25 protein-coding genes, 1 tRNA gene and 8 pseudogenes are annotated in these 23,367 nt (G+C 46.3%); 12 read left to right on the top strand and 22 right to left on the bottom strand.

What is annotated here, in order from left to right; translation table 11 throughout:
* Window positions 1–70: 70 nt before the first annotated feature.
* Both JCM16159_RS13675 and JCM16159_RS02195 read right to left on the bottom strand, forming a co-directional pair.
* Window positions 71–277, bottom strand: coding sequence for a hypothetical protein (locus tag JCM16159_RS13675; RefSeq protein WP_243665603.1), 207 nt, complete (start codon window positions 275–277; stop codon window positions 71–73).
* 38 nt (window positions 278–315) lie between these two features.
* Window positions 316–1,443, bottom strand: a complete 1,128-nt coding sequence (locus JCM16159_RS02195) for a phosphoglucomutase/phosphomannomutase family protein (RefSeq protein ID WP_243665602.1) — start codon at window positions 1,441–1,443, stop codon at window positions 316–318.
* A gap of 52 nt (window positions 1,444–1,495) precedes the next feature.
* On the opposite strand from JCM16159_RS02195, the gene udp reads away from it, so the two are divergent.
* Window positions 1,496–2,329, top strand: coding sequence for a uridine phosphorylase (gene udp / locus JCM16159_RS02190; RefSeq protein ID WP_054856813.1), 834 nt, complete (start codon window positions 1,496–1,498; stop codon window positions 2,327–2,329).
* A gap of 13 nt (window positions 2,330–2,342) precedes the next feature.
* On the opposite strand, the gene JCM16159_RS13670 is transcribed toward udp, so the two are convergent.
* The 8 genes and pseudogenes from JCM16159_RS13670 to JCM16159_RS02160 all read right to left on the bottom strand — a co-directional run bounded on the left by JCM16159_RS13670 (window position 2,343) and on the right by JCM16159_RS02160 (window position 7,963).
* Complete coding sequence (locus JCM16159_RS13670) at window positions 2,343–2,717, bottom strand: hypothetical protein (RefSeq protein WP_243665601.1); 375 nt, start codon at window positions 2,715–2,717, stop codon at window positions 2,343–2,345.
* Window positions 2,717–3,127 carry an MFS transporter gene (locus JCM16159_RS13665; protein ID WP_243665600.1) on the bottom strand — a complete coding sequence of 137 codons (411 nt, stop codon included), beginning with the start codon at window positions 3,125–3,127 and terminating at the stop codon, window positions 2,717–2,719. The genes JCM16159_RS13670 and JCM16159_RS13665 overlap by 1 nt, the downstream gene beginning before the upstream one ends.
* Window positions 3,097–3,747: an MFS transporter gene (locus tag JCM16159_RS13660; RefSeq protein WP_243665599.1), complete on the bottom strand. Its 651-nt coding sequence runs from the start codon at window positions 3,745–3,747 to the stop codon at window positions 3,097–3,099. Before JCM16159_RS13660 ends, JCM16159_RS13665 begins: the two co-directional genes overlap by 31 nt.
* Window positions 3,748–3,780: 33 nt before the next feature.
* Window positions 3,781–4,428, bottom strand: coding sequence for a protein-L-isoaspartate O-methyltransferase (pcm, locus tag JCM16159_RS02180; RefSeq protein WP_054856812.1), 648 nt, complete (start codon window positions 4,426–4,428; stop codon window positions 3,781–3,783).
* 62 nt (window positions 4,429–4,490) lie between these two features.
* Window positions 4,491–4,871 carry a DUF779 domain-containing protein gene (locus JCM16159_RS02175; RefSeq protein ID WP_054856811.1) on the bottom strand — a complete coding sequence of 127 codons (381 nt, stop codon included), beginning with the start codon at window positions 4,869–4,871 and terminating at the stop codon, window positions 4,491–4,493.
* A 132-nt stretch (window positions 4,872–5,003) separates the two neighbouring features.
* Window positions 5,004–6,542 (bottom strand): annotated as a pseudogene (locus JCM16159_RS02170) (aldehyde dehydrogenase).
* A 121-nt stretch (window positions 6,543–6,663) separates the two neighbouring features.
* Window positions 6,664–6,999, bottom strand: coding sequence for a hypothetical protein (locus JCM16159_RS02165; RefSeq protein WP_054856810.1), 336 nt, complete (start codon window positions 6,997–6,999; stop codon window positions 6,664–6,666).
* A gap of 31 nt (window positions 7,000–7,030) precedes the next feature.
* Window positions 7,031–7,963 carry a hypothetical protein gene (locus tag JCM16159_RS02160; RefSeq protein WP_054856809.1) on the bottom strand — a complete coding sequence of 311 codons (933 nt, stop codon included), beginning with the start codon at window positions 7,961–7,963 and terminating at the stop codon, window positions 7,031–7,033.
* Between the two features lie 209 nt (window positions 7,964–8,172).
* Here JCM16159_RS02160 and JCM16159_RS13655 point away from each other — a divergent pair, with 209 nt between their 5' ends.
* Together JCM16159_RS13655 and JCM16159_RS02155 are read left to right on the top strand one after the other, a co-directional pair.
* Window positions 8,173–8,364 carry a hypothetical protein gene (locus tag JCM16159_RS13655; protein WP_243665598.1) on the top strand — a complete coding sequence of 64 codons (192 nt, stop codon included), beginning with the start codon at window positions 8,173–8,175 and terminating at the stop codon, window positions 8,362–8,364.
* Complete coding sequence (locus tag JCM16159_RS02155) at window positions 8,289–8,990, top strand: ABC transporter substrate-binding protein (protein ID WP_243665597.1); 702 nt, start codon at window positions 8,289–8,291, stop codon at window positions 8,988–8,990. The genes JCM16159_RS13655 and JCM16159_RS02155 overlap by 76 nt, the downstream gene beginning before the upstream one ends.
* Here the strand turns inward: JCM16159_RS02155 and JCM16159_RS18285 are convergent.
* Window positions 8,985–9,379, bottom strand: a pseudogene (locus JCM16159_RS18285) (hypothetical protein). The gene JCM16159_RS02155 and the pseudogene JCM16159_RS18285 overlap by 6 nt on opposite strands.
* Before the next feature lie 46 nt (window positions 9,380–9,425).
* Window positions 9,426–10,620: pseudogene (locus JCM16159_RS18280) on the bottom strand (enolase C-terminal domain-like protein).
* A gap of 81 nt (window positions 10,621–10,701) precedes the next feature.
* Here JCM16159_RS18280 and JCM16159_RS02140 point away from each other — a divergent pair.
* The 4 genes from JCM16159_RS02140 (at window position 10,702) to JCM16159_RS02130 (ending at window position 12,827) form a co-directional block, all read left to right on the top strand.
* Window positions 10,702–11,736: an MFS transporter gene (locus JCM16159_RS02140; RefSeq protein WP_243665593.1), complete on the top strand. Its 1,035-nt coding sequence runs from the start codon at window positions 10,702–10,704 to the stop codon at window positions 11,734–11,736.
* Window positions 11,737–11,738: 2 nt separating this feature from the next.
* Window positions 11,739–12,056, top strand: coding sequence for a hypothetical protein (locus tag JCM16159_RS13635; RefSeq protein WP_243665592.1), 318 nt, complete (start codon window positions 11,739–11,741; stop codon window positions 12,054–12,056).
* A 146-nt stretch (window positions 12,057–12,202) separates the two neighbouring features.
* On the top strand, window positions 12,203–12,685 hold the full coding sequence (locus JCM16159_RS02135; RefSeq protein WP_054856900.1) for a PaREP1 family protein: 483 nt from the start codon (window positions 12,203–12,205) through the stop codon (window positions 12,683–12,685).
* Between the two features lie 43 nt (window positions 12,686–12,728).
* Window positions 12,729–12,827 (top strand) — tRNA-Thr (locus JCM16159_RS02130).
* Between the two features lie 38 nt (window positions 12,828–12,865).
* Here JCM16159_RS02130 and JCM16159_RS13630 read toward each other — a convergent pair.
* The 3 genes from JCM16159_RS13630 to JCM16159_RS02115 form a co-directional block, all read right to left on the bottom strand.
* A complete protein-coding gene (locus tag JCM16159_RS13630) occupies window positions 12,866–13,159 on the bottom strand; it encodes a hypothetical protein (RefSeq protein WP_243665591.1) in 294 nt (97 codons plus the stop codon).
* Window positions 13,150–14,184: a hypothetical protein gene (locus tag JCM16159_RS13625; RefSeq protein ID WP_243665590.1), complete on the bottom strand. Its 1,035-nt coding sequence runs from the start codon at window positions 14,182–14,184 to the stop codon at window positions 13,150–13,152. The genes JCM16159_RS13630 and JCM16159_RS13625 overlap by 10 nt, the downstream gene beginning before the upstream one ends.
* An 81-nt stretch (window positions 14,185–14,265) precedes the next feature.
* Complete coding sequence (locus JCM16159_RS02115) at window positions 14,266–14,847, bottom strand: alpha/beta fold hydrolase (protein ID WP_054856808.1); 582 nt, start codon at window positions 14,845–14,847, stop codon at window positions 14,266–14,268.
* 135 nt (window positions 14,848–14,982) lie between these two features.
* Here JCM16159_RS02115 and JCM16159_RS02110 point away from each other — a divergent pair, with 135 nt between their 5' ends.
* The 3 genes and pseudogenes from JCM16159_RS02110 (at window position 14,983) to fbp (ending at window position 17,604) form a co-directional block, all read left to right on the top strand.
* On the top strand, window positions 14,983–15,261 hold the full coding sequence (locus JCM16159_RS02110; protein WP_367834212.1) for a DNA-directed RNA polymerase subunit M: 279 nt from the start codon (window positions 14,983–14,985) through the stop codon (window positions 15,259–15,261).
* 46 nt (window positions 15,262–15,307) lie between these two features.
* A pseudogene (locus JCM16159_RS02105) lies at window positions 15,308–16,268 on the top strand (DNA cytosine methyltransferase).
* Between the two features lie 128 nt (window positions 16,269–16,396).
* Window positions 16,397–17,604 (top strand): annotated as a pseudogene (gene fbp, locus JCM16159_RS02100) (fructose-1,6-bisphosphate aldolase/phosphatase).
* A gap of 30 nt (window positions 17,605–17,634) precedes the next feature.
* Here the strand turns inward: fbp and JCM16159_RS02095 are convergent.
* From JCM16159_RS02095 to JCM16159_RS13615, 4 genes and pseudogenes are all read right to left on the bottom strand, one after another.
* Window positions 17,635–18,657: a dipeptidase gene (locus JCM16159_RS02095; RefSeq protein WP_054856807.1), complete on the bottom strand. Its 1,023-nt coding sequence runs from the start codon at window positions 18,655–18,657 to the stop codon at window positions 17,635–17,637.
* Between the two features lie 35 nt (window positions 18,658–18,692).
* Window positions 18,693–19,816 (bottom strand): annotated as a pseudogene (locus JCM16159_RS02090) (tryptophan--tRNA ligase).
* A gap of 54 nt (window positions 19,817–19,870) precedes the next feature.
* Entirely contained in the window at window positions 19,871–20,071 is a 201-nt protein-coding gene (locus tag JCM16159_RS13620; protein WP_243665589.1) for a PUA domain-containing protein, read from the bottom strand.
* On the bottom strand, window positions 20,068–20,316 hold the full coding sequence (locus JCM16159_RS13615; RefSeq protein ID WP_243665588.1) for a hypothetical protein: 249 nt from the start codon (window positions 20,314–20,316) through the stop codon (window positions 20,068–20,070). Before JCM16159_RS13615 ends, JCM16159_RS13620 begins: the two co-directional genes overlap by 4 nt.
* A gap of 51 nt (window positions 20,317–20,367) precedes the next feature.
* Here JCM16159_RS13615 and JCM16159_RS18275 point away from each other — a divergent pair, with 51 nt between their 5' ends.
* Window positions 20,368–20,700 carry a uracil-DNA glycosylase family protein gene (locus tag JCM16159_RS18275; protein WP_367834211.1) on the top strand — a complete coding sequence of 111 codons (333 nt, stop codon included), beginning with the start codon at window positions 20,368–20,370 and terminating at the stop codon, window positions 20,698–20,700.
* Window positions 20,691–21,020 carry a uracil-DNA glycosylase family protein gene (locus tag JCM16159_RS18270; protein ID WP_367834210.1) on the top strand — a complete coding sequence of 110 codons (330 nt, stop codon included), beginning with the start codon at window positions 20,691–20,693 and terminating at the stop codon, window positions 21,018–21,020. The genes JCM16159_RS18275 and JCM16159_RS18270 overlap by 10 nt, the downstream gene beginning before the upstream one ends.
* On the opposite strand, the gene JCM16159_RS18265 is transcribed toward JCM16159_RS18270, so the two are convergent.
* From JCM16159_RS18265 to JCM16159_RS02070, 3 genes and pseudogenes are all read right to left on the bottom strand, one after another.
* On the bottom strand, window positions 21,021–21,569 hold the full coding sequence (locus JCM16159_RS18265) for an acyl-CoA dehydrogenase family protein (protein WP_367834230.1): 549 nt from the start codon (window positions 21,567–21,569) through the stop codon (window positions 21,021–21,023).
* A 12-nt stretch (window positions 21,570–21,581) separates the two neighbouring features.
* Window positions 21,582–22,180, bottom strand: a pseudogene (locus JCM16159_RS18260) (acyl-CoA dehydrogenase family protein); the annotation flags it as partial.
* Window positions 22,177–23,337, bottom strand: a pseudogene (locus tag JCM16159_RS02070) (acyl-CoA dehydrogenase family protein). The pseudogenes JCM16159_RS18260 and JCM16159_RS02070, both read right to left, overlap by 4 nt.
* Window positions 23,338–23,367: the final 30 nt, after the last annotated feature.

The following is a 23,367-nucleotide window of genomic DNA, read 5'->3' as shown; positions in this document are numbered from 1 at the left end:
ACCTTGCTATTAACATTACGGCACTAACCCAGGGACTTAATCAATGAAACCGTGTAATCAATCACCTGCCTCAACCTACCTCCGAGAATGCCTCCGCGTAAATCCTAATAATAGGCTCGGTGCCGCTACCCCTGATTAGGACCCAGGAACCATCATTAAAAACAACCTTAACTCCATCAATGGTTATTACCTGCCTAACACTACCCAGCTCATGAAGTCTATCAATGATTACCTCCCTATTCCTGCTCACGAACTCCTTACCATTATTAAACGGCACATCAACCCTCCTATAGAATGACCTGCCGTACCCCCTAATTATCCCGTCAAACGCATCAACCAGGTTACCATGCTCAGAGCTATCGCCGTTAATAGCGCCGCCGTGTATGTGCCATCCTTGTCAGGCACATGCCACGAGTAAGCCAAACCACTACTCTCCTCATCAGCAGCCTCGGCATCACCATTAATTAAGTACTTAACTGAGTGCTTGAAGCCAACGGGAACCTCGTAAACCCTAACCCCATACTTACTAGCTATAAGGTCAACAATGTGTGTCGTAGACACAGACCTAACAACGCCCCTCTTAACAAACCCTCCCCTCACTAAGTGCTCAAGTACAATTGTTATCACGTTATTTGGGCTTAAGTAACCATGCGAAGGGTCAATCGCGGCAATCCTGTCCGCATCGCAGTCATGCGCAATACCAATATCATAACCCTTACTCATGACTTCCTGAACCGTGTCACGAATATTCTCGGGCTCTGGATTAGGATTTCTACCACCAAAGCCTGGGTCGTAGTCATTATGAAACTCAACAACATCCATACCCAACTCCCTAAGCACCTTAGACGTATAGTTAATGGCCGTACCAAATAAGGGATCAACAATAACCCTCAATCTGCTCCTCGGCTTAAACATCCCAAGCACATCACCAATCACGTGGTCCATGTAATGAGAACTCGGATCAATTAATTGAGGCTTCGTAACCCTAATACTCGACACAGACCTATCAATATCCCGCCGCTCCTGGTCATATAGTCTCTCCATTTCACTCGTATCTTCATCAGGAACCGGCGAACCTTTACTCGTTATTACCTTGAAGCCATTGTACATTGGTGGGTTGTGGCTCGCGGTGATCTGAATTGCGAGATCAAAACCAAAGCGAGAACTAAACCAGGCGATCACGGGGGGGGGGGTTGGCGTGGGTCTCTCGGTAACTACCGCGTCAATCCCATGCTCAACAGCAACGCTGGCAACCACATTCGCGTAATCCCTGGACTTCCTCCTAACGTCATAACCAATTAACAACTTCCTTAATCCATACCTGCGTGACCAATAACGAAAGGTGGACTCAGCAAGTATGGCTACAAGTCTCTCGTTAAAATCCCTATCAACTACGCCACGCACTCCATCAGTACCAAAGCGAAACAATACTTCTTTACCCACCTAAGTAGTTGGGATAGTTAATTCTTTAAAGATTAGCGTCATCTATTGATTAATGTCTGCGTCAAGACCGATGGTGGGTACAAAGGTATACCACCTAATGGCTGGTCCTGGTGACGTTGCGCCATACGTTTTGACACCAGGTGACCCTGACAGGGTACCCAGGATTGCCAAGTACTGGGACTCTGCCCGTGCCGTGGCGGCGCACAGGGAGTACGTAACATACACGGGAACTTATAAGGGCGCCCCAATATCGGCTGTATCCACCGGTATCGGCGGACCAGCGGCGGCAATAGCCATTGAGGAATTACTCACCCTTGGTGCAAATACCTTCATTAGGGTTGGCACGACTGGGGCACTACACGAGTGGATTAGGGTTGGTGATGCCATTATTAACACAGGCGCCGTTAGATTTGACGGGACAAGTAACGCCTATGCAATGCCCGAGTACCCAGCAGTGGCCAGTTACGACGTGATCCTAGCCCTCATAACAGCCGCAGAAATGCTCGGCGTTAGATATCACGTTGGATTAACGGCATCGACAGCGGACTTCTACGTAGGCCAGGGCAGACCAGGATTTAGAGATTACCAACCGCCCTGGTCAAAGGACATCATTAATACGTTATCCTCGATGAACGTGCTCAACTTCGAGATGGAGGCCGCAACCATTTACACAATAGCCAATGTACATGGGGCAAGGGCCGGTGGCATTATGGCAGTCATAGCCAATAGGAAGACTAATGAATTTGCGCCAGACGCCGGAGTCGAGGATGTAATCAAGGTAGCCAATGAAGCCGTTAAAATACTCTATGAGTGGGACACGATAAGGGTCAACATGGGGCTTAGGTACTTAACAATGAATGTAATTAAGGATTGGTTGAAGAGGTGATTAGACCGTGGTTTTACTTCTCACGTAATAACGATGTGTAAACACCGATGAAACTTAGCACGGCTGATATTACCAGTACTACCCTTAATCCCGTAATGATTGATTGATACACCGTAATATTACCCATCATTATGCCCGTGAATAAGTAAAGACTTGCGTACTTACCCAGGTAGCTAACCAGTATCGCACTGGCCACGGTAATACTCAGTAATTGGCCCATAAAACGCATTGTGCCTAAAACGCCGGAGGCAACTCCGTACTTATCAGGAGTGACGGAACCCATGACGGAGTTCGTGTTTGGCGCTGAGAAGAAGCCGAAGCCTATTCCAAGGATCATTAGCGAGATGGCTATGTAAATGGCGTATTTAATGTTCAGTAGTAGGAGCATTACGAAGCTAGGCCTATCAAGCCCATGCCTAATGCCGCTATCTCCCTAGAGCCGTACTTATCAGAGAGTTTACCGCTGACAGGCGATAATGCAGCCATGAATACAGGCTCTGAGACTAGGATCAGCCCAGCGACGAATGGGTTATAGCCAAGGACGACCTGTAGGTATAGCGAGAACAGGAATGGTACTGAGTACGTACTAATGTAATTAAGTAGCGCGGTTACGTTTCCGGCCATAAACGAAACATTTCTAGTAAATAGATTGAGGTCTAGCATTGGGTTTACGACCTTTCTCTCAATCACTATGAATGCCGCAAGGGATACAACACCGATAACCAATAGGTATATGTAGTATAGCCACCCATTCACGGCCGACAATATTAGGTACATAACAACGGATAAAATAGCCAAGGTGAAGGTAAGGGCGCCCAGGTAATCAACCTCACAATACGCCTGGGTAGTTCAATACCTTCCATCGAGAACCAGGATATTACCAGACCAATCGCCGTTAATATTGTCGTTATTACCAGGACAAACCTCCAGCCAAGGAACTGCGTTATTAATCCGCCAAAGAATGGAGCCGAGGTTAGGCCGAGGTATACCGCCATCGCGTTTATGCCAAGGGCGAATCCACGCTCGCCCTCGGGAAATACTTGGCTTACAATGGCTGCGGAGCCTGGCGATAGTATTGATGAACCGAAACCCATTATTAATGATGCGATTATTAATACGTAAATGTTGGGCGCTATTGAACCAAGTATTGAGCCTATTAGGAATAGTATGAAACCCGTCCTGAACATCCTGACCCTACCGTAAATGTCGCTTAACCTACCGAGGGTTATCATTAACGTTGGTAATGGTATTAGGTATATTATTGGTACGTAAATTAAAACATTCAATGGCGCATGGAAGTACTTACCCAATACAGGCGTTATGAAGGAAAGCACCGTTGAGTTGTAGGGCGTTTGAAAGGCGGCCAGGGATGTCGTAAATAGTATCAACCTTTTCCTACCACTGCTTAATTTTATCACGTTAATTCATTTTTCAATATCGGATTAAAAGCATTATTCCTCACTGTACCTCATCTTAACGAAGGATACGTAGGTCACAGGCCTCATGTGAGGCACACCACCCTCCTTAGTAACCACGTAGAGCACCTGGGTGAACCTCTCCTCAATTGGTATAACCATTATACCATCACTAGACAACTGCTCAAACAACTTGGGCGGTACTCTAGGGGCAGCGGCGGTAACCAATATCCTATCAAACGGCGCATATTTAGGAAGACCCTTTGACCCATCGCCAACGAACACATGAACAACGCCCAGGTAACTCAGCCTAGCCAAGTTCTGAGTAGCGTAAAGGGCAAGCCCTGGGTAATACTCGATCGTATGTATCATGCCTCTCCTCTCCATAGCCTCAGCACACACTGCCGCATGATAGCCGGTACCGGTGCCAACCTCAAGAACCCTAAGCCCAGGCTTGAGGTCAAGTAATTCGCACATCATGGCGACCATGTGCGGTGCCGATATTGTTTGGCCATACATGACCTCAAGTGGTGTATCCTCATACGCATAAAGCCTTAGGTAATTTGGTAGGAATTCCTCACGGGGCACACTAAGCATAGCCCTCTCAACTCTATCACTCTTAATTATCCCCTCGTCCCTGAGTATGTTAACCAGTCTTCTTCTTGCTGACGCAAAATCAATCATTACAATACCTACTTTGTATTAAAATCCTAATAACTCTTAACTCTTCTCAATAACTTAGTCCATTATTGAGGAAACTCCATACTTAGGTTCTTCGATAATGAAACTTTCATAGCCTTAAAGCCAAGCCTTAACCTCACACCCTCAAGTACATCAAGTGAGAATGAATCATCAACAGTCCCATTAAGCGGCTCAACCCTAAGCGTGAGTATCCAGCCATTGTAGGACTCGGCTAAGTTACGCTCTATGTAAAACGGCACACCATCAACCCTACCAACCTCAACATAATCACTACCAACAATGAAATCACTAGCCCTATATATCTGTGGTTCCGTTGGTGAGCAACAACCGTGCCCAAGGATTATGATAATATCACCATACTTCTCCTTCATATTCCTAATCAACTCCTTAACATCATCTCCATACTCAACACCTATATTCAACACGTTTAGCAAATTATTATGACTATTTAAAAACATTACTGGATGAGTTAATGAAATAATGTGTATTATTATTTCATTAAACATTGAGAAAATATGGAATATTTTTATTTTGAATTAGGCATAAATTAATTAGCATTATAGTTTGTCAATCTTCATCACAGTCCTCCAGTGCGGCCTATCAAGACTGCCCGTGGTATCAACATAGACCTGCTTAATCTCTAGGAACTCCTCAAGGCCGTAGAGACCCAATTCACGTCCAATACCGGACTGCTTGTATCCGCCCCAGATACCTTCTGTTGGTTGTGTATAGGCGTCATTAATCCACACAGTACCTGCCTGGAGCCTCCTAGCGACTCTAAAGGCCTTCGCTGGATCCTTCGTGAATACCGACGCCGTAAGCCCATAAATCACGCTATTCGCAACCTCAATAGCCTCCTGCTCTGTCCTAAAGGGTATAACGGTGATGACGGGGCCGAATATCTCCTCCTGAGCAAGCCTACTCTTTGGATCAACATCATCGAAGATCACGGGATTTACGAAGTAACCCTTGTCATAAGTATCACCGCTTAACTTGCCACCGTCAAGAACCACCTTAAAGCCAGCCTTCTTACCGAAGTCTATGTAACCGAGTACCTTCTCCTCCTGGGCCTTGGACACCAGTGGTCCCATGTCCGTGTTATCGTCAAGTGGATAACCAATTACGAGCCTCTGGCGACCTCGGCCAACCTATTGACAAGCTTCTCATGAACACTCTCATGAACAAGAACCCTACTAATCGCACCACAGGCCTGCCCAGTATTCCTAAGGCCGCCAAACACAATCGCCCTAACGGCCTCCTCAATATTAGCATCATCAAACACAATACCTGGGTTCTTACCACCGAGCTCAAGCCCAATCCTCTTAATGCCAGCCGCCGCCTGCTGCATTATTAATTTACCTGTCGTAGTCTCGCCCGTGAAGCTGACATAATCAATCTTTGGGTGCCTAACTAATTCATTTCCGACCGTGGCTCCAGGCCCGTAGATCACATTGACAACACCCTTGGGAAGACCAGCCTTAGCCAATGCCCTGTAGATCTCCATGGCACTCATTGGGGTATAACTGGCTGGCTTCCAAACCACGGTACAACCCGCAGCCAGAGCCGGCGCTATCTTCCTAGCTGCCTGGGTCATTGGGAAGTTCCACGGCGATACGGCGGCAACAACTCCAACGGGCTCCTTAAATATTAGCGATACATTACCATTACTGAGAACAATGGAGTCACCATAGACCTTATCTGCAAGGCCTGCGTAGAATTCGAAGATTTCGGCTGAGGCAAGCACATGAGCTTGCCTGCCTAATTGGCATTCCATTCTCAAGGGCTACCGTGACCGCAATCCTATCGGCCTCCTCCCTAATTATCTCGGCGGTCTTGTATAGGACCCTGACCCTCTGTCTATAATTCATGACCCAACCATACTTATCCTTATCAAATACCTCCCTAGCCAGGTCAACAGCTCTGTTGAGGTCGTCCGTGGAGGCCTCCTCGATTATAGCAATTGTTTGGTCAAACCTGGCAGGGTTTTCCCTGGTGAATGTCCTGCCCTTGCTTGAGGGCACTTCCTCACCGTCTATAAATAACTTAACCTTTACTGGTATTTCAATGGTAAACTTCCCATAGGATACCGTAGACATCAGGATAATTAATAAGGCTTAAATTAATAAATATTGCCCTTTTATGCCTATTATTTAATGATATAATGATTTTATATATAATATTCATCAAAATTAAAGCCTAAATTAAATAATTAATTCATTATTTTACGTATTTGCATTCAATAATATTCTCTGAAGATACTAGTGTATAGTAATTGAACAATGTATCAGCTGGGTTTTTCGATACTAAAATCATGACTTCTTCAGAACCATTCGCTAGATTTATGAGAAAGTGCGCCAAATATTCATCATTACCCCTATAGATTCTTGCAGTTACGTTTCTGTAATTACCTGTGGAAAGCACGTTATTAATTACGTAATTAATTAATTGACCCACGCCATCGCATCCATTACTTATCATAAGCATTACCTGATTAGGGTCCAGGTCTGATGCCCTCTTATACTCATTACCGTGATAAACCCACACTAGGGACATCGGCTAGCCATATAATGTTAAGAATAAATGTTTAACGGGCATTGATCATGAAAGTAAGGGCGCTGTTGATCAATGAGTGCTTACTCACTACGCTCTGTGATTTTCTCATCAATGAATTTGCCCTGGGCCACTTAAGGAATATCATATAATCAAAATCATTAGGAACCAGAACAAAGCCGGAATCCATTATGTATGGCCTATTTATTATTTTGTTAAATGTTTCCACGTGAGCCTCGTAATGCGTATACTTATGAACAAGCACTGCATAATCAACACCATCCATTAAATAACCCTCTAATGCCGATAAGCCCCTATGAACCGTCTTATTTGGGTCAAGCACCCTATGGGCAATTGAATAATGAGTGTCCGTTACCACGAGGATATCTATCGGGTGTCTAAATACTATGGTACTCATTACACCAATGGACTTAACATTAATACCGACATGAATAATCTTTCCGCTTAAGTAATAATTAAATTTCCTAATTATTGAGGCTACAGACCGCGTTAAATCATCATAAGGTTCCTCAACAACCTCCTTAGCATGCGGCACCTTCATAATTAATGGACTTGGATAAATAACTTCACCGTCATTAATTAATGAATAATCATCGCCATCACAGACCAAGCTTAAATCAAGTTGGTCGGCCGCCGTCATCATAAATGGTATTTCCACATATCCATTACCCACCTGAGTTGCTATTTCATTATCCAGAAGCTCGTGAATCATTGAATCTACCTCGGATGACCAATCAGTGAGTATCACAGTACCTATTGGCAAGACCTCTGCCTGTACACCCTCTATGAAGCCATACCTAAGCCATCGGCAAAACACTGCCTTAGTGCTTGCATTTAATTTCGGTATTTTGACGAGTAATTTTCTTAAATAATTGGTACTTTCATGATATGGAGTAATTAATTGATTGGGTTCCTTTATCGATTTGCTTACTTTGTCAAACGACATTACCAAGCCACGGAAAGCCAAAAGAGCTAATAAACCTTTCCCTTAAGCAGTTACTTAATGATGATGGCTAAGTCAATGACTTGGTGATTAATTATGAGCCAGCTGATGATCAGGGCGAGAAGACCCAATCACAGTTCATATAAGTCCTGGTTCATCATCAGTAGAGACCCAAACATTAAACTAAAATTTTTAATGCATTATTAAGGCCTGTGTTACTAACAAGGGCGTTAGATGGCGTTCCACGCAGGATAGTAAGCCTTAACCCATCAATAACCGAGTTCCTATTCATAATAGGCGCAGGTAATAGGGTAGTTGGCACTGACGTTTGGAGTTACAGACCCAGGGAGGCTATGAAGACTGCAAGATTGGGTCATTCGTATCGGCCAATATCGAGACAATAAAGAAATTAAATCCCGACCTAGTAATACTCTCATACCCAGTCCAAAGGCAGATGGTTGAGCCACTAAGTAGTATTGCCCCCGTACTTGCAGTTCCAATGCCCGTGAATTTAAACGCCGTTATGAGCTCCTTTGAAATGGTGGGTAAATTACTTGACCTGGATGACGAAGCGCAGAGAGCAATGGGCGTATACGTGGACCTACTGAGGTACTCCATCGATGTGGAGAACGTAATGGTTGTTCTATCCCTAGGTGATTACGTAATACCCTGTGAGGCATCATACATAGCATCAGCGCTCAACAGGGTTGGTATTAAGTATGTTAATGGCCTTAAGTGTGTTGAGCTTATCACGAATAGGGATGGCGTTTTAAGTATGATCAATAGGGTTAACCCACAACTGGTGATTTATGAGGGAAAAACCAAGGATTATAGACCACAGGAAACGAATTGGATAAATAAACCAACGATACATACGCCAAACGACGTCCTCGCACACTTTGGACCGAGTCTTCCACTTGACATACAACTGCTAATCAATACCATCAAAAACGGAGAGAAATTCGTAAAGAACACCTCAAGCATCACAAGGCCGAGCCTCAGTGATCCCTGGTATAAGCCCTACCTATGACTCGTTGCCACGTATCTTCTTAATACTTGGCCTAACATAGTTTTTCCAAACCTCACCAGCCACCTTCTTGCCCATCTTCGTTAAGTCATAGTAAATTCCCCTACCACGCCTCTCAGGATTACGCTGCTTAACCTTTAGCCAGGGCTTAACTGATGATGTTACCTTACCCTTAAGCGAACCCCTAAACTCCTGAAGTAGGCCTAATTGAACCAGGTGTTGAACGGCCCTCTCAACTTCATCCTCAGGCACTATCGGTCTCCAACCAGCCGCCCCAAGAAGCCTCCTGCTAGTAGCCAGGGTGTGTCTGGGCCGTAGTGATATATATGGGCCAATATCTTCTTCTCTAGATCCGTGAGTTGGTTTACTATGGCGTCTACATCGTCTGGCATTATAGGTATTAAGACTTAATGCCTAGTTTAAATCAATAACTCGGGATTACCTATACCTCCTCCATGTACCCTTTATGACCCAGACAGGTTCCTCCTCATGGAATGGCTCCATACCCTCAAGCCTCATCTCGGTGAGAACCTTCTCATTAACGTCAACGCCAAGGCCAGGCCTGTTGGGCACCCTGTAATAACCATCCTCAAGCTTAATGGAATTATTAACGATATCCCTCTTCCACTGGGGCCAAAATTCGTAGAAGCTCTCCTGAATCAGCAGGTTATATGTACTCGCATCAAACTGAAGAGTCGCTGCATGCTGCACAGGGCCAAAGGCATTGTGTGGCGCTAGCTCGACTCCGTACGCCTCCGTTAAGGCCCTGATTCTACCCATACCCGTGAAGCCCAGGGCATTGGTTATGTCAGGTTGAAGAACATCCACTAAACCCCTCTCCAGAAGCTGTAGCGCCTCCTCAACGCTGATTATCCTCTCACCAACCGCGATTCGTACACTAGGCGCTGCGGCCTTTATCTTTGCTAGACCCTCAAAGTTCAGGTCAGGGTGTATCGGCTCCTCGATGAACAACGGGTCGAACTGCTCCATGGCCTTAACCATCCTAATGGCCGTATTGATGTTAAAGCGGCATGAGTCTCTATCAATATGTCCACGTACTTACCCACAGCCTCCCTAACGGCCCTAACCCTCTCCACAGCCTCCTCAAATCCCTCCTCATCCATCTGATCAAAGTATGGACCGAATGGTCGAACTTCATCGCCTTAAAGCCCATGGAAACAACCTCCTTAGCCCTCCTCGCGAAGTCGTCAGGCGTTACGCAGTCGCTATACCAACCATTTGCATAGGCCTTAATCTTCTCATTAACAAGGCCGCCAAGAAATTGATATACGGACGCACCGAGGTACTTACCCAGTAGGTCGTGTAGTGCTATGTCGATGGCGCTATACGCCGTAGCCGCCTCAAATGAACGACTAATATAGAACTCATGCTTATACCACTCCCTGAAAAGGTACTCAATCCTGAACGGGTCCTTACCAATCATAAACCTCCTAACCTCCTCAATGGCCTTAACAACCTGGTTAACCCTGAGAGTGGGCACAGCCTCCCCATAACCAACCTGCCCATCACTCGTGATGACCTTAACTATTATCGAGACCGAGGCCCATGGCGATGCCTTAGCCGTGGCAAGGTCACTGACTGGGTATATCTCTACGTCCTTAATAGTTGTCATACAATCCCGATAATGCGCTCATTTTTAAGTTTGGACTTTGCAATATAAAGTTTAAAGGGGCTTGAAGTAACGATGTAATTAATGGATAGGACACAATTCATAGTATTAGTGTTACTGACCTTGGCAACGTTCATGACCGCGTTGGATAGCACAATCGTTGTCCTGGCATTACCCGTAATGCTAACCGCGCTACATAGCGACTTATCCACGCTAGTTTGGGTAATACTAATCTACATACTCGCCGTCACGATATTCTCAACACAGTTGGGAAAGTTCGGCGACCTAAAGGGCAGGGCTAAAATATTTAATCTCGGCATGATACTCTTCGGCATAGGCAGCGCGTTATGCGGCTTATCGACAAGCGCCATGGAGCTTATTGGATTTAGGACCATACAAGCGCTTGGTGGGTCATTAATGACCAGCAACACCATGGCCATAGCCAGCGATTACTTTAGGCCGGAGGAGAGAGGGTTCGTGTTTGGAACGACATCAATGGGCTGGAACCTGGGGGCCGTGGCCGGTATACTGGCTGGCGGTGTTATAACCACATTCATTGGTTGGAGGTGGATATTCTATGTAAATGTGCCAATAGCCATATTTAGCTTCATAATTGGTTTAATGTACCTAAGGGATAAGGGTGTCAGGGTTAGGCAGGACTTTGACATATACGGTGCAGTAACCCTCGGGTTATCCCTCGGCCTCCTATCAATGGCTGGGATAACCTACGCCGGCGTTGGTTATAACAATGCCGTAGGCTTAATGATATTATCAGGACTAGCTCTATTTGCCATATTCATATACATAGAGACCAGGGCGAAGTCACCATTAATAAGCCTAAGGCTCTTCAGGATTAAAATGTTCACGCTATCAAGCTTCTCCTACTTCTTCCAGTACATGGCCAACAACGCAATACTATTCCTGCTAATAATGTATTTACAGGGAGTCAGGGGGTTAAACCCATTCTATGCGTCCATATGGCTAGTTCCTGGTTACCTACTAGGCTCAATAGCGGCGACCCTCGGTGGTAGGTTAGCGGATAAGTCTGACGCCAGGGTAATAGCGTCGATAGGCCTCACGCTTCAGGCCGTGGCTACATACTGTATGACACGTTACTAACGTTGACAACGCCGTTCTACTACATAACAATAATCGCATCAATAAGTGGTATTGGGGCTGGCATGTTCTTCGCGGCCAATGGTAAGATGGTGATGCTGGACGTCCCAAGGGACATGTATGGGATAGCCTCCGGCACCAATAGGACAATTGGTAATATAGGCATACTGCTCAGTTTCATAATAGCCATTGTGGTCTCCTCAATGGCAATACCGAGGAGTGTCGCCTTCCAAATATTCGTGGGATCATCAACACTAACACCAAGCCTAATGCTGCCCTTCGTAAATAGCTTACACATGGCCTTCAGGGCATCCCTAGCCTGATCGTCGTGGCAATAGCAACGTCTTGGAGTAGGACAAGGGTACCAATGACGCAGCAAAGAAGGATAGTTGATAAGTCGTAATACCATGAATATTCCATAATCATCGATGATTAAGCATTTTTAAGTGAGGACAAGCACCACCTTATGGTGGAGCAATTACCCAAGCCCTGGTTCGACCTCAATAAGTATAGAGAGGTCAGGTTAAGGGAGGCTATGTACGAAGCCGAACTAGCCGAGTCCTTCCTAAATCAGGGACTCATAAGGAATGCCGCCGGCAAGGCATTCCAGGCCTGGAAGGCCCTAGTGGCTGCATATGCCGTGGATAAAATAAGTGAGCTAAGGAAGTTATTCCCAGGCACAAAGAAATTGAGGGGGCTCAGGGCAAGGGTCGAAAAGGCCTATTGGATCGTAGCCGTCATGCCGACAACGGTACTGAAACCCGTGGCTCAGGTAATAGGCGGTGACGTTGACGTATACACAAACATGGCGCTATGGCTACATGAGTACCAATACAATGGGCCGGATAAACAGGGCATACTAAGTCCATATCCAGATGATGAGTCTGCAGCCAAGGATATAAGGGCATTGATAAGTAAGACTAGGGAACTTACGAAGAAGACCATTCAATAATCATCACAAAAAGCTTAAAATTCCTCAGGGGGATCACATTCCTGCCCCGGTAGCTCAGCCCGGTCGGAGCGCCCTGGGGCGAAAGCCCCGTGCAAGCCTTGTAAGCGGGAGGTCCCGGGTTCGAATCCCGGCCGGGGCTCCAACAGAGTTATCAATCACGTTTTATAATACCTGGAAATATCATTCTATTGATATTTCTCCTGCCGTGTCTATTCCGCACTTTATTATGTCCATCTTCGTGTTCATTAGGCATATGAGTTGTCTCATGGTTAATGGGCCTAACGCCTCGATCTTTCCCATCTCGGTCTCGCTCAATCCATATTCCTGGATAACCTCCTTTAGGTCCTCCCTTGTTACGTAGTCGGGCAGCGTTATTGCTCCTAACCTCAGTATGTCGAATAGCGGTGTGTCGACCTTCGATATTAGGTTAACTACGTCAGGGAGTAGCGTTATTACTATCCTGGTTAATGGCAATGCTGCATGTTATTCCTAAGCGCGTGTATTGCATTTATGAAGTCCATGGCCCTTGAATCATCCTGGCTGAGTAGGCCCTCGTCAATCCCAATCACCAGTGGCGACATGCCCAGCAACCCCACTGCATCATTTAGTAGCTTCAGGGTTTCCATGGGCCTTAATTTGGCGCTTTCAAGGACTTCGTCAATGCCTGCCTTGGCGAATGCCCTGAGCAAACCCTTAACACCTATCCTTCTCAGCCTTTCCTGAATTTCCTGTATCTTGCGTACGTTGTCTGTAAATACCGTGTATACAATGGCCGATAGGTCCCTGTCCCTAGTCTCGGTCATGTCTGCGTACATGAAGACTCCGTCAACCACGCCCTCGAGACTAAGCAGTAGCGTCGTCTTCCCAGCGCCTGCCCTGCCTATTATCGTGATTAATTGGTAATCCTCATGAACCATACTCAGTATTTTATCCCTGGCAGCCCTCCACGAAGGCCCAAGAAGCCTCACACCGGAGCTCCTACTGGTACCAGGAGTCTCTGCATCGCCCACCACCTTTATCAAGCCATAGTATGAGGAACCAATTTTCAACCTGCGGGAACCACCATGCGCGAACACGAACCTGCCCCTATGAAACCTTATGGCCTTGATCAATAGTTCCTCGGCCTCATTAGTCGTCGCGTTTAACCTACCCTCTATGTACTTAATAACATCACCAATATCCGCATAGCCAGACAGTGGATTTGCCAACTTCCTAATGCCTTCAATGACCAGCGTTAGTGGGTCGACATCCTCCCTGGGCGTTAATAGGTTATTCACCCTACTCATCATTTCCCTATCTGTCAATATCACGCTCCTACCCTGGCCACTCCTGACTACCCTGGCCTTACCAATATTCACCAGGTACTGAACAACACCCTCTGGGTCCCTAACCCACTTGCCCAGGGTGCTCGTGTAAGTAGTATACGCAACCCTAATGCCATCAACGTCCTCCTTACCAAGTACAACACCAACTACGTAAGCCAGGTCAACCCTATCCACGTTATCTTTAATGGTTACGGAAATAAATTACGCTATGCCTTATAATAAGTATTATTACGTAGGTAATACATGAATATAATATTAAACGGCGTTGATGGACCTTAGGAAATCGAGTACAAGCCTCACGAACTCCCTGGGCCTATCCAAATAGGCTGGGTGACCGGCGTCATTGATGACCTCAACCCTAAAGCCAGCCCTCCTCATGGCCTCCATGTTCTCCCTACCCGAGACCCTATCATTACTACCCCAAATGCCCATTACAGGTACCTTAATCCTGGACAGGTTAATGCTTGGCACCCTGACAGGCCCAACCACAATACCTGCGGTTGCCGGGTAATTAAGTGCCAAGTACCTAAGGACCGTCTCACCACCTAAACTGGCCCCGATAAGTATGGGGTTCTCAATGTTTAAGGCCTTAACTATTGCGTACAGGTGGTTTGCATAGTCGTCATCATCCCTCGGCATGAAGTGGTCGCTCCTCGATTTAGGGCCATACGGCATATCAATTGCATATATTTTAAGGCCTTCAAAGTTATTGCCGCAGCAATTAATCCAATCATCGGCGCTGAAGCTGAATCCGTGGACCATGACCATGGGTTTACCCTCACCATGCACTAAGTACCTCACTGACCGACCATTTACTGTTACCCAGTTCTCACTCACGACCTAGACCTAAATCAACCCTTTTATTTTACTTTTTGGGCTTCATTAATTACGCCTTATTTGCATTGTTGTGTAATCCCTGGTTAAGGTGGTCATAAGGTTTTTAAGTAAGTTCTTTGTCTACGTTAATTCGCAATGAGATTTTGTCCCAGATGTGGGGGTTTGATGGTTCCCGTGAAGAGGGAGGGGAAGGTTTACCTTAGGTGCCAGAGGTGTGGTTATGAGGAGGAGCTGAAGAGTAGTGATGCCAAGTCCTACGTTGATAAGAAGAGCGTTGAGAAGAGGGGCGCCGTCATTGTCGAGAGTTATGAGGAGAAGGAGCCTGGCGAGGAGGAGAAGGAGCTTAAGGAGGACTACGTTAAGCAACTCCTTGATAATCTTTACGAGACTGAGAGTGAGCAAGAGGAGGATTAGGGTTAAAATAATTATTATAATGTAGTGCTATAGCTGCAATTCAGTGATGAGGTATACCGTAGTTGACCTATTCGCGGGTGCTGGAGGATTTAGTAGGGGATTTAGAGATGCAGGCTTTGACGTAGCACTTGGTGCTGAGATCGATGTTAATGCTGCACGAACGTATAGTTTTAACTTCCCAGAGGCTGTGATGCTTGTTAATGATGTTAGGAATGTTAGGGGTGAGGATATTATTAAGTACATTGGTGGTAGGCCTGACGTAGTGATTGGCGGCAGTCCCTGTGAGGCATTTACTGAGACTAATCCAAGGAGGGCTGAGGACCCACTCAATAGGCTTTATGTTGATGAACTGGGTAGGTTGACCCTCGAGTTTATTAGGCTCGTTGGTGAGTTGAGGCCTAGGGTCTTTGTTCTTGAGAATGTGGTTCACATAATGGATGGCCCATTAAGGGATGCCTTAATCAATGAGTTCGCCAGGGTTGGCTATGAGGAGATTTACTTCAATGTGCTTCATGCTGAGGATTATGGAACGCCGAGTGTTAGGCGTAGGGTCTTCATTAGTAATATACCATAAGGCCTGAGAGGTTGGGTAGGGTATTGACCGTGTGGGATGCCATTGGTGATTTACCCGAACCCGGTGACCCTAGGATACCTAATCATGAGTATGTGACCGTTAGTGATAGGAAGATTAAAGGCATAGCAAGGCTTAGTTGGGATGATGCCCTTTACAGGTTCAGGGGTGCCACAGGGTCGTTTAGGAACTTCGTGAGGCTTAATCCATGGAAGCCTGCGCCAACGGTTATGGGTAGTGTGCGTTTTGTGCATCCATTCGAGGATAGGGTATTGACAGTTAGGGAACAGGCTAGACTTATGGGCTTTCCCGACGATCACGTGTTCTTTGGGCCAAAAGACTCTCAATTTAATCAAATTGGCGAGGCCGTACACCGCCATTGGCCCGTGCAATAGCAGGGGTTGTCTTTAAATACCTAAAGAAGAGTGGTTCTTAGATTAGTGATTTATTTTTGTCAATAAGTCAGTATTTCTTATACCTGCTTTTATTTTATTTAAGTAATTATTAGAAATATAAACGTTATAAGGGTAAAGTATTAATACATTGATGAAGCAATACTTACCAATGAAGGTTACGGTCTCAATAATAAAGGCCGACATAGGTGGCTTACCAGGACATGCGTGGGTACATCCCAAGATACTTGAATTTGCCGCTGAAAGACTGAGGGAGGAGCAGAGGAGCGGCTTGCTTATTGATTACTTTGTTTATAATGTCGGTGATGACATGTCACTACTTATGACACACACTAAGGGTGAGAATAACCCGGATATCCATGGCCTTGCTTGGTCAATATTCAAGGAGGCCACGGAGAACATTGCAAAGAAGGTTAAGCTTTATGGCGCCGGTCAGGACCTTCTTAAGGATACCTTCAGCGGGAACATTAGGGATTAGGCCCACAGGTTGCTGAGATGGAGTTTGAGGAGAGACCCAGTGAACCGCTTGTGGTGTTTGCCGCGGATAAGACAGAGCCCGGAGCCTTCAACTTACCATTCTATAGGATATTCGCCGACCCGTTTAACACGGCCGGCCTAGTCATAGACCCAGCAATGCACCAGGGGTTTAGGTTTGAGATACTGGATGTATATGAGGGTAAGGTCTACCTGCTTGACGCTCCTGAGAATAGTTACGACATACTCGGCCTAATAGGCACGCCGGGCAGGTACATAATAAGGAGAATATATAGGAAGTCTGACTTGGTGCAGGCCTCAGTGACGAGCGTTGAGAGACTGAACTTAATCGCCGGCCGCTATGTTGGTAAGGACGACCCAGTGGCCATAGTCAGGGCTCAACATGGATTACCAGCGGTTGGTGAGGTACTCGAGGCCTTCGCTTACCCACACCTGGTTGAGGGTTGGATGAGGGGTAGCCATGTTGGTCCATTAATGCCCGCAAAGATGATGAGTATTGACCAGGAGAGGAAGATAGCCCTTGGTCCAAAGATGACTAGGTTCGATGGACCGCCAAAGGTCATAGCCCTTGGCTTCCAGTTACATGATGGTTATCTGGAGGGCCCCGTGGACTTATTCGATGACCCAGCCTTTGACTATAGTAGGCAGTTGGCTGCTCAAATAACGGATTACATAAGGAGGATGGGGCCTGTAATGCCGCATAGACTACCGCCTGAGGAGATGGAGTACACGACATTACCGCAAATACTCTCGAAGCTTAAGCCAATACCGGTTGATGAGTATGAGAAGAATAGACTTCAGTACATTCAATTCGTAACATCACAGACAAGCGGTCAAGAGACCACGGGCCCAAGCCATGATTAAAGTACTTAGTTATTAAAGGCGATTTAAAATTCACGAGAGATTATTCCTAAGGACCCTAAGGGCATTTTCAAAGGCTATCTTCCTAATGTCACTATCGCTCATTCCATACTCAGCCAATTTATTTAGGAATTTCGCGATCTCGCCAATGTTAGTTAAGTCCTCGGGGGTTTTCTCGATTCCCAGGAGGTCCGTCCCAATGGCTATTATGTCAGGCCCAAACCTCTCGCGTATATACAATACATGCCTAACCAGCGAATCCATGTTTGGCCTTGGCCCTATCGTTGATGGTATCATCGTTACACCAATCACGCCATGATTCCTAACGAGGAGTTCTAACACTTCATCATCAACATTCCTCAGGTGCTTATGAACACCCTGGACATTCGCGTGGCTAATCATGACGGGCTTCTTAGAAGTATTTAGTACATCGATCATGGTATTCCTACTCGCGTGAGCTAGGTCAATTATTACGCCGAGCTCGTTGGCCAATTTGACTAATTCCTCGCCGTCTGCCGTTAATCCGTAGTCCTTCCTCGTGAAGCATGACGCGCCGTACCTATTGTCGAAGTTCCAGGTAATGCTCAAGGCCCTAACGCCAAGCCTGTGAAGTAGTAATAAGTCGTAGATGTCGTCAAGCACGTCAGCGCCCTCAACAGATATCAGCAACCCTATTAGGTCGCTATTCATCACCTGCTCAATGTCGGAATAATTCTCAATGATCCTAAGCCTATTACCGAATCTCTTTGCCAGTATTAGGTAGATCTTTATCATTTCAAGGCCTATTAACTTAGACACCGCTGGTGTGTAGGACTTTATTGAACGTGTTCCGTAGCCTGAGGATATCCTCTCACCAATCATTGGGTTATACGTATCATGTATTGGGAACACGGCACTGAAGACCACCTTAACATTCCCTCTAATGAGCTTAGGTATGTCCGATTGTCTGCCGGGCGCATCGACGTCGAAGTCCTGAAATTCCTCCTCAAGCCTCCCTGAGTTCATTAGATAATAGGCAATGTCCTCATGTAGGTCAATAACTGGATAATTAGTCATGACTTTATATTAATGCGATAGGTGTTAATTAAGCATTATCTAAACTTCATGGAGATCCTGTATTGCTCAATCACGTCCTTAGCCCTCTCCCTCCTCTCATTATGCTCCTTCATGAACTCCCTAATCCTCTCGAAGAGCATTGCCTTGCACTCACCACATAGTAACTTCCCAGCCTTGCAGTCCTCATAGATCCTCTTAACCTTCTCATCGCTGTCCTGGAACAATAGGTGGTACTTATAGACAACGCAGTTGTCTGGGTCACCACCATACTTACGCTGAAGCTCTGCCGTCGGTTGTCCGCCGGTTAGTGCATTCATTATCTTTCTCCTAACGTCCTTCTCGCTATCGGTTACGTAAATTGCCGAGTCAGGGTTTGAGGCGCTCATCTTATCCTCACCAGTTAATCCAGGTATGAACTTGCTATATATCGTGGATGGCTTGGGGTATCCCAACTCATCGGCTATATCCCTGGCGAGCCTGAAGTACGGGTCTTGGTCGATGGCCGTTGGTATCAGTACAGGCACCTGCTCACCATATAGCTCGGTCGGTAGGAAGGCTACTGATATCTCAAGAGTTGGGAAGAAGGCCGCGCCTACGTTGGTTGAGTCCGTAAACCCGAAGGTGTGCTTCACGGTTGATAAGGTTAATTTCTTACCAACCCTAACGGCTATCCTGTATAGGTACTTAATGTCCTCACTATCAATTATTATGTGCAGCTTATCTGGCGTGAAGCCTAGGGCTATTAGGTCCAGGGCATTTTCGTAGGCATACTTATTCGTTTGCTCCAGGGTATACCCCTCCTTAACCAGGAACTTCTCGTCATCCGTTAACTCAAAGAAGTAATCAACATTGAACTTATCCACAAACCACTTACTGAGCATCCAGGGAACCAGGTGGCCAATGTGCAGATCAGCGCTGGGCCCCCTGCCGTTATACAACGCCCACCTTAAGCCACTCCTCTGCCGACTCAGTATTGACTGTAGGTCCTATGTGCATAGAAGAATCCCCTCCTTATTAGGTAGTGAACCTCACCCGTTAATTCATGCAGCGTGTCGATCTCGTTTTCAGTTATTAATTGAACACCGAACTCACGGGCAAGCCTCATGTAGTCTACCTTACCCTTCACCTCCCAGGGAGTTACTGTGAACTCATTCGCCAGATAATAACCACCGTACCCATAAAGAATTTAGTAAATATAAGCATTATTGGTTACTTAACCCTCAGAAGTCCCTACGTGATGACGCAACTTAACCGCAACACCCCTGCCAACACTTAACACCTCATCCTTAGAGAGCAACAACCTACCAACACCGAGGAACTCACCATCCTCTGAGTAAATGGCCACCTCATCGCCGGGAACGGCATTCCTAACGTCAATGACGAACCTAGCCATGACACTCCTACCCTGCTTCACGAAGGACGCGGCTCCCTACTCACAATAACCACCTTATCAATCAACCGTGCACCCTCTAATGTCGGTAATGGATGACCATCGCTAGCCCTAATCGTGAAAATAAGCTTATCGCCTAGGTAAATTCTCCTTAAACCACCCGTCCTGCTAACCTCAATCCTAAATTCACCATCTAATTTCTTTAGTATACTAGGTCCATAAATGTACGATAATACTCCCCTGATTATGTCCTTAGTGAATTGATCCATCCCTCCACACTTAATGTAATGGCTTAATTTTAAGGCTTAAGCATTGGCGCTGTGAGTTGGTATAACGATTTCGTAAGTAAATTGATACAGTGCAGGGCATGTCCAAGACTAGTGAGTTATAGGGAGAGTGTTAAGCCGCTGCCGAGGTTTATGAACGATAATTACTGGAGGAGACCGGTACTGCCATGGGGTGACTTGGGTAATGCTAGGATAATGATCGTTGGGTTAGCGCCGGCAGCGCATGGTGGTAACAGGACTGGGCGTATGTTCACGGGGGATAGCAGTGCTCAATTCCTGTTTAGGGCCTTATACGAGGCTGGCTTGTCCAATAAGCCTATAGTATTTCCAGGGATGATGGTGTTACGGTTAGGTGCGTGTACATAACGTCAGTCGTTAAGTGCGCACCTCCAGACAACAGGCCAAATAATGAGGAGATTCGCACCTGCGTGAACAATTGGTTTAGGTATGAACTTATTCGTGTCATGCCGAGGGCGATAATTGCCCTTGGGCACATAGCGTTTCTCGGCATTAAACTGGTCCTTGGTATTAGGGCTGAGTTTAGGCATGGTGGTTACATTGATTTTAATGGAGTTAGGATATTCATGAGTTATCACCCAAGCCCAAGGAATACTAATACTGGTAGGTTGAGGATTGAGGATTTAGTGAGTATTTTGAGGATGGCCATGGAACACGCAGGCTGTTGATTAGCCCAGGTATTTACTTAACCACTTGTAAATAACCATCCTCTGGACCTCATTCGTACCCTCGCCAATCTCCATAAGCTTAGCATCCCTGTAAATCCTGTTCAACTTACTATTGCTCCAAACGCCATAGGCCCCGGTTAATTGTACGGCCCTCCTAATCACATCCATACCCAATAGTACGGCCGTTAACTTAGCCATTGATGCATGTGCGTAATAGTCCTCATACTTACGGTCAAGGCGCAGTGCTGCATCGTATACGGTGGACCTAATGGTCTCTATATAAGCCATCATATCAGCCAATTGAAACTGAATCCACTCAAATTCACTTAGCGGCTGATCAAACGCCCTCCTATTCCTAATCCACTCAAGGGCCTCTATAAGGGCGGCTTCTGCGAGGCCTAGGGTCACGGAGGCCACGGCAATTCTGCCCAAGTTCAACGCCTCCATGGCTATTTTGAATCCCTCATTAACCTTACCAACAACATCATCATCACCAACCACACAGTCATTGAATGTTAGCTCAGAGGTGCCTGTGCCTCTTATGCCCATGACGTGTATTGGGCTTGCCTCAATGCACTTATTTCTCCTTACTAGGAATGCCGTTATTGCCCTATGCCTGGCCTCCTTGGGTCCTGTCCTCGTGAATACTATGTAAACATCGGCATAAAGCCCCTGGGTAATCCACATCTTTTTCCCATTGATTACCCACTCACCACTCCTCCTCTCAGCCCTAGTCTCGATAGCCGCGGCATCACTACCACAACAAGGCTCACTGAGCGCGAATGAACCTATTAATTCGCCCCTAGCCAGCTTAGGAGCTAATTCCTCCTTCATTTGCTTATTGCCATACGTATAGAACGCGTCCGTTACCAGGAATCCCTGTACCTCGGTTAATATTCCCATTGATCCGCTATACCTCGATATAACCTCAATAGACAATGCTGTGCCCAGAACATCCATTCCATAACCACCATACTCCCTCGCAATATTGGGGCCAATACGCCATTCTTGCCCAACTCCCTAATTACCTCGCGTGGGTAGTAATTCTCCCTATCTACTTTGTCAGCAATGGGCTCTATAAACCTCCTACTCAACTCATCAACTAACTCAACAAACTTCTCGTGATCCTTCGTCAATGATGGGTGCCTTATCGGTATCATAATTCTACCTCCGGTAGCCCCCTTGTTAATATTCTATGAATTACTATTTTCTGAACCTCATTCGTACCCTCGGCAATCTCAAGGACCTTGGCATCCCTATAAGCCTCTCGGAGAAGCTCTCCTTTGAGTATCCGAAGCCGCCAAGTATTTGAACGCCATCCCTCGCTATTTCAACGGCCATTTGTGCCGTGTATAGCTTGGCTATTGAGGCGTAGAGTACGAATGATGGGTCCTTATTATCATAAAGCCAGGCAGCCTTGTAAGTCACCGTCCTGCCAATCTCAAGCTTTGTCTTTATGTCGGCTAACTGGAATTGAATCCACTCCCAATCAATCAATGGCTTACCAAAGGCGGTCCTTGTCTTGGCCCACTCAAGGCTTCATCAAGGACTCCCTGTGAAAGCCCAAGGGCTACCGCAGAAATGCCTATCCTGGCTAGGTCCAGCGTGACCATGGCTATTTTGAATCCCTCATTAACCTTACCAACAACATCATCATCACCAACCACACAGTCATTGAACTTAACCTCAGCCTCACCAGCACCCCTCATACCCATCATCTCCAATTTACTAACCTCAACGCAATCACTTCTTCTCACGAGGAATGCCGTTACCGCCTTATGCCTAGCCTCCTTAGGACCAGTTCTGGCGAAGAGCAGGTAAACGTCTGCATAGGCTCCCTGCGTTATCCAAATCTTTCTACCGTTTATTACCCACTCACCACTCCTCCTCTCAGCCCTAGTCTCGATAGCCGCGGCATCACTACCACAACAAGGCTCGGTGAGTGCATACGATGCTACCCACTCACCGCTGGCGATCTTCGGCAGTACCTCCTCCCTCTGTTTGTTACTACCATACTTGAGCAACGCGTATACTATGTTATCATTTACTATCTCTGTTATGAAGCCTAGGGTTGGGCTGTATCGACTCAACTCCTCAACAACCACAACACTACCCCTAAGGTCAATGCCTGGTCCACCGTATTCTGGCGGTGCAGATGGTGTTAGGAAGCCCTGCTTAGCAAGTTCCCTTATTAGTCCCTTGGATAGTAGTCTTCAAGGTCCATTTTTCTGGCTAGGGGGACTATGTATCTCTCGGCAAACTCCTTGACACTGTTTCTAATGAGCTGGTGTTCCTCTGTAAGGAAGGGATCTGGCATATAACTAAATAAAATCATTATATTAATAAG

The organism is Vulcanisaeta sp. JCM 16159, from assembly GCF_001316265.1.
GTDB lineage: Archaea > Thermoproteota > Thermoprotei > Thermoproteales > Thermocladiaceae > Vulcanisaeta.
The sequence above is the reverse complement of the archived record's forward strand: the minus strand, read 5'-3'. Positions and strand labels throughout refer to the sequence as shown.

What these genes read in the sequence shown, in the direction of transcription:
- udp (WP_054856813.1), top strand. Translation starts at nt 1,496, where the DNA reads ATGTCTGCGTCAAGACCGATGGTGGGTACAAAGGTATACCACCTAATG.
- JCM16159_RS13670 (WP_243665601.1), bottom strand. Translation starts at nt 2,717, where the DNA reads ATGCTCCTACTACTGAACATTAAATACGCCATTTACATAGCCATCTCG.
- pcm (WP_054856812.1), bottom strand. Translation starts at nt 4,428, where the DNA reads ATGATTGATTTTGCGTCAGCAAGAAGAAGACTGGTTAACATACTCAGG.
- JCM16159_RS02165 (WP_054856810.1), bottom strand. Translation starts at nt 6,999, where the DNA reads ATGTCCCTAGTGTGGGTTTATCACGGTAATGAGTATAAGAGGGCATCA.
- JCM16159_RS02160 (WP_054856809.1), bottom strand. Translation starts at nt 7,963, where the DNA reads ATGTCGTTTGACAAAGTAAGCAAATCGATAAAGGAACCCAATCAATTA.
- JCM16159_RS02140 (WP_243665593.1), top strand. Translation starts at nt 10,702, where the DNA reads ATGGATAGGACACAATTCATAGTATTAGTGTTACTGACCTTGGCAACG.
- JCM16159_RS02110 (WP_367834212.1), top strand. Translation starts at nt 14,983, where the DNA reads ATGAGATTTTGTCCCAGATGTGGGGGTTTGATGGTTCCCGTGAAGAGG.
- JCM16159_RS02095 (WP_054856807.1), bottom strand. Translation starts at nt 18,657, where the DNA reads ATGACTAATTATCCAGTTATTGACCTACATGAGGACATTGCCTATTAT.
- JCM16159_RS13615 (WP_243665588.1), bottom strand. Translation starts at nt 20,316, where the DNA reads ATGGATCAATTCACTAAGGACATAATCAGGGGAGTATTATCGTACATT.
- JCM16159_RS18265 (WP_367834230.1), bottom strand. Translation starts at nt 21,569, where the DNA reads ATGGGCATAAGAGGCACAGGCACCTCTGAGCTAACATTCAATGACTGT.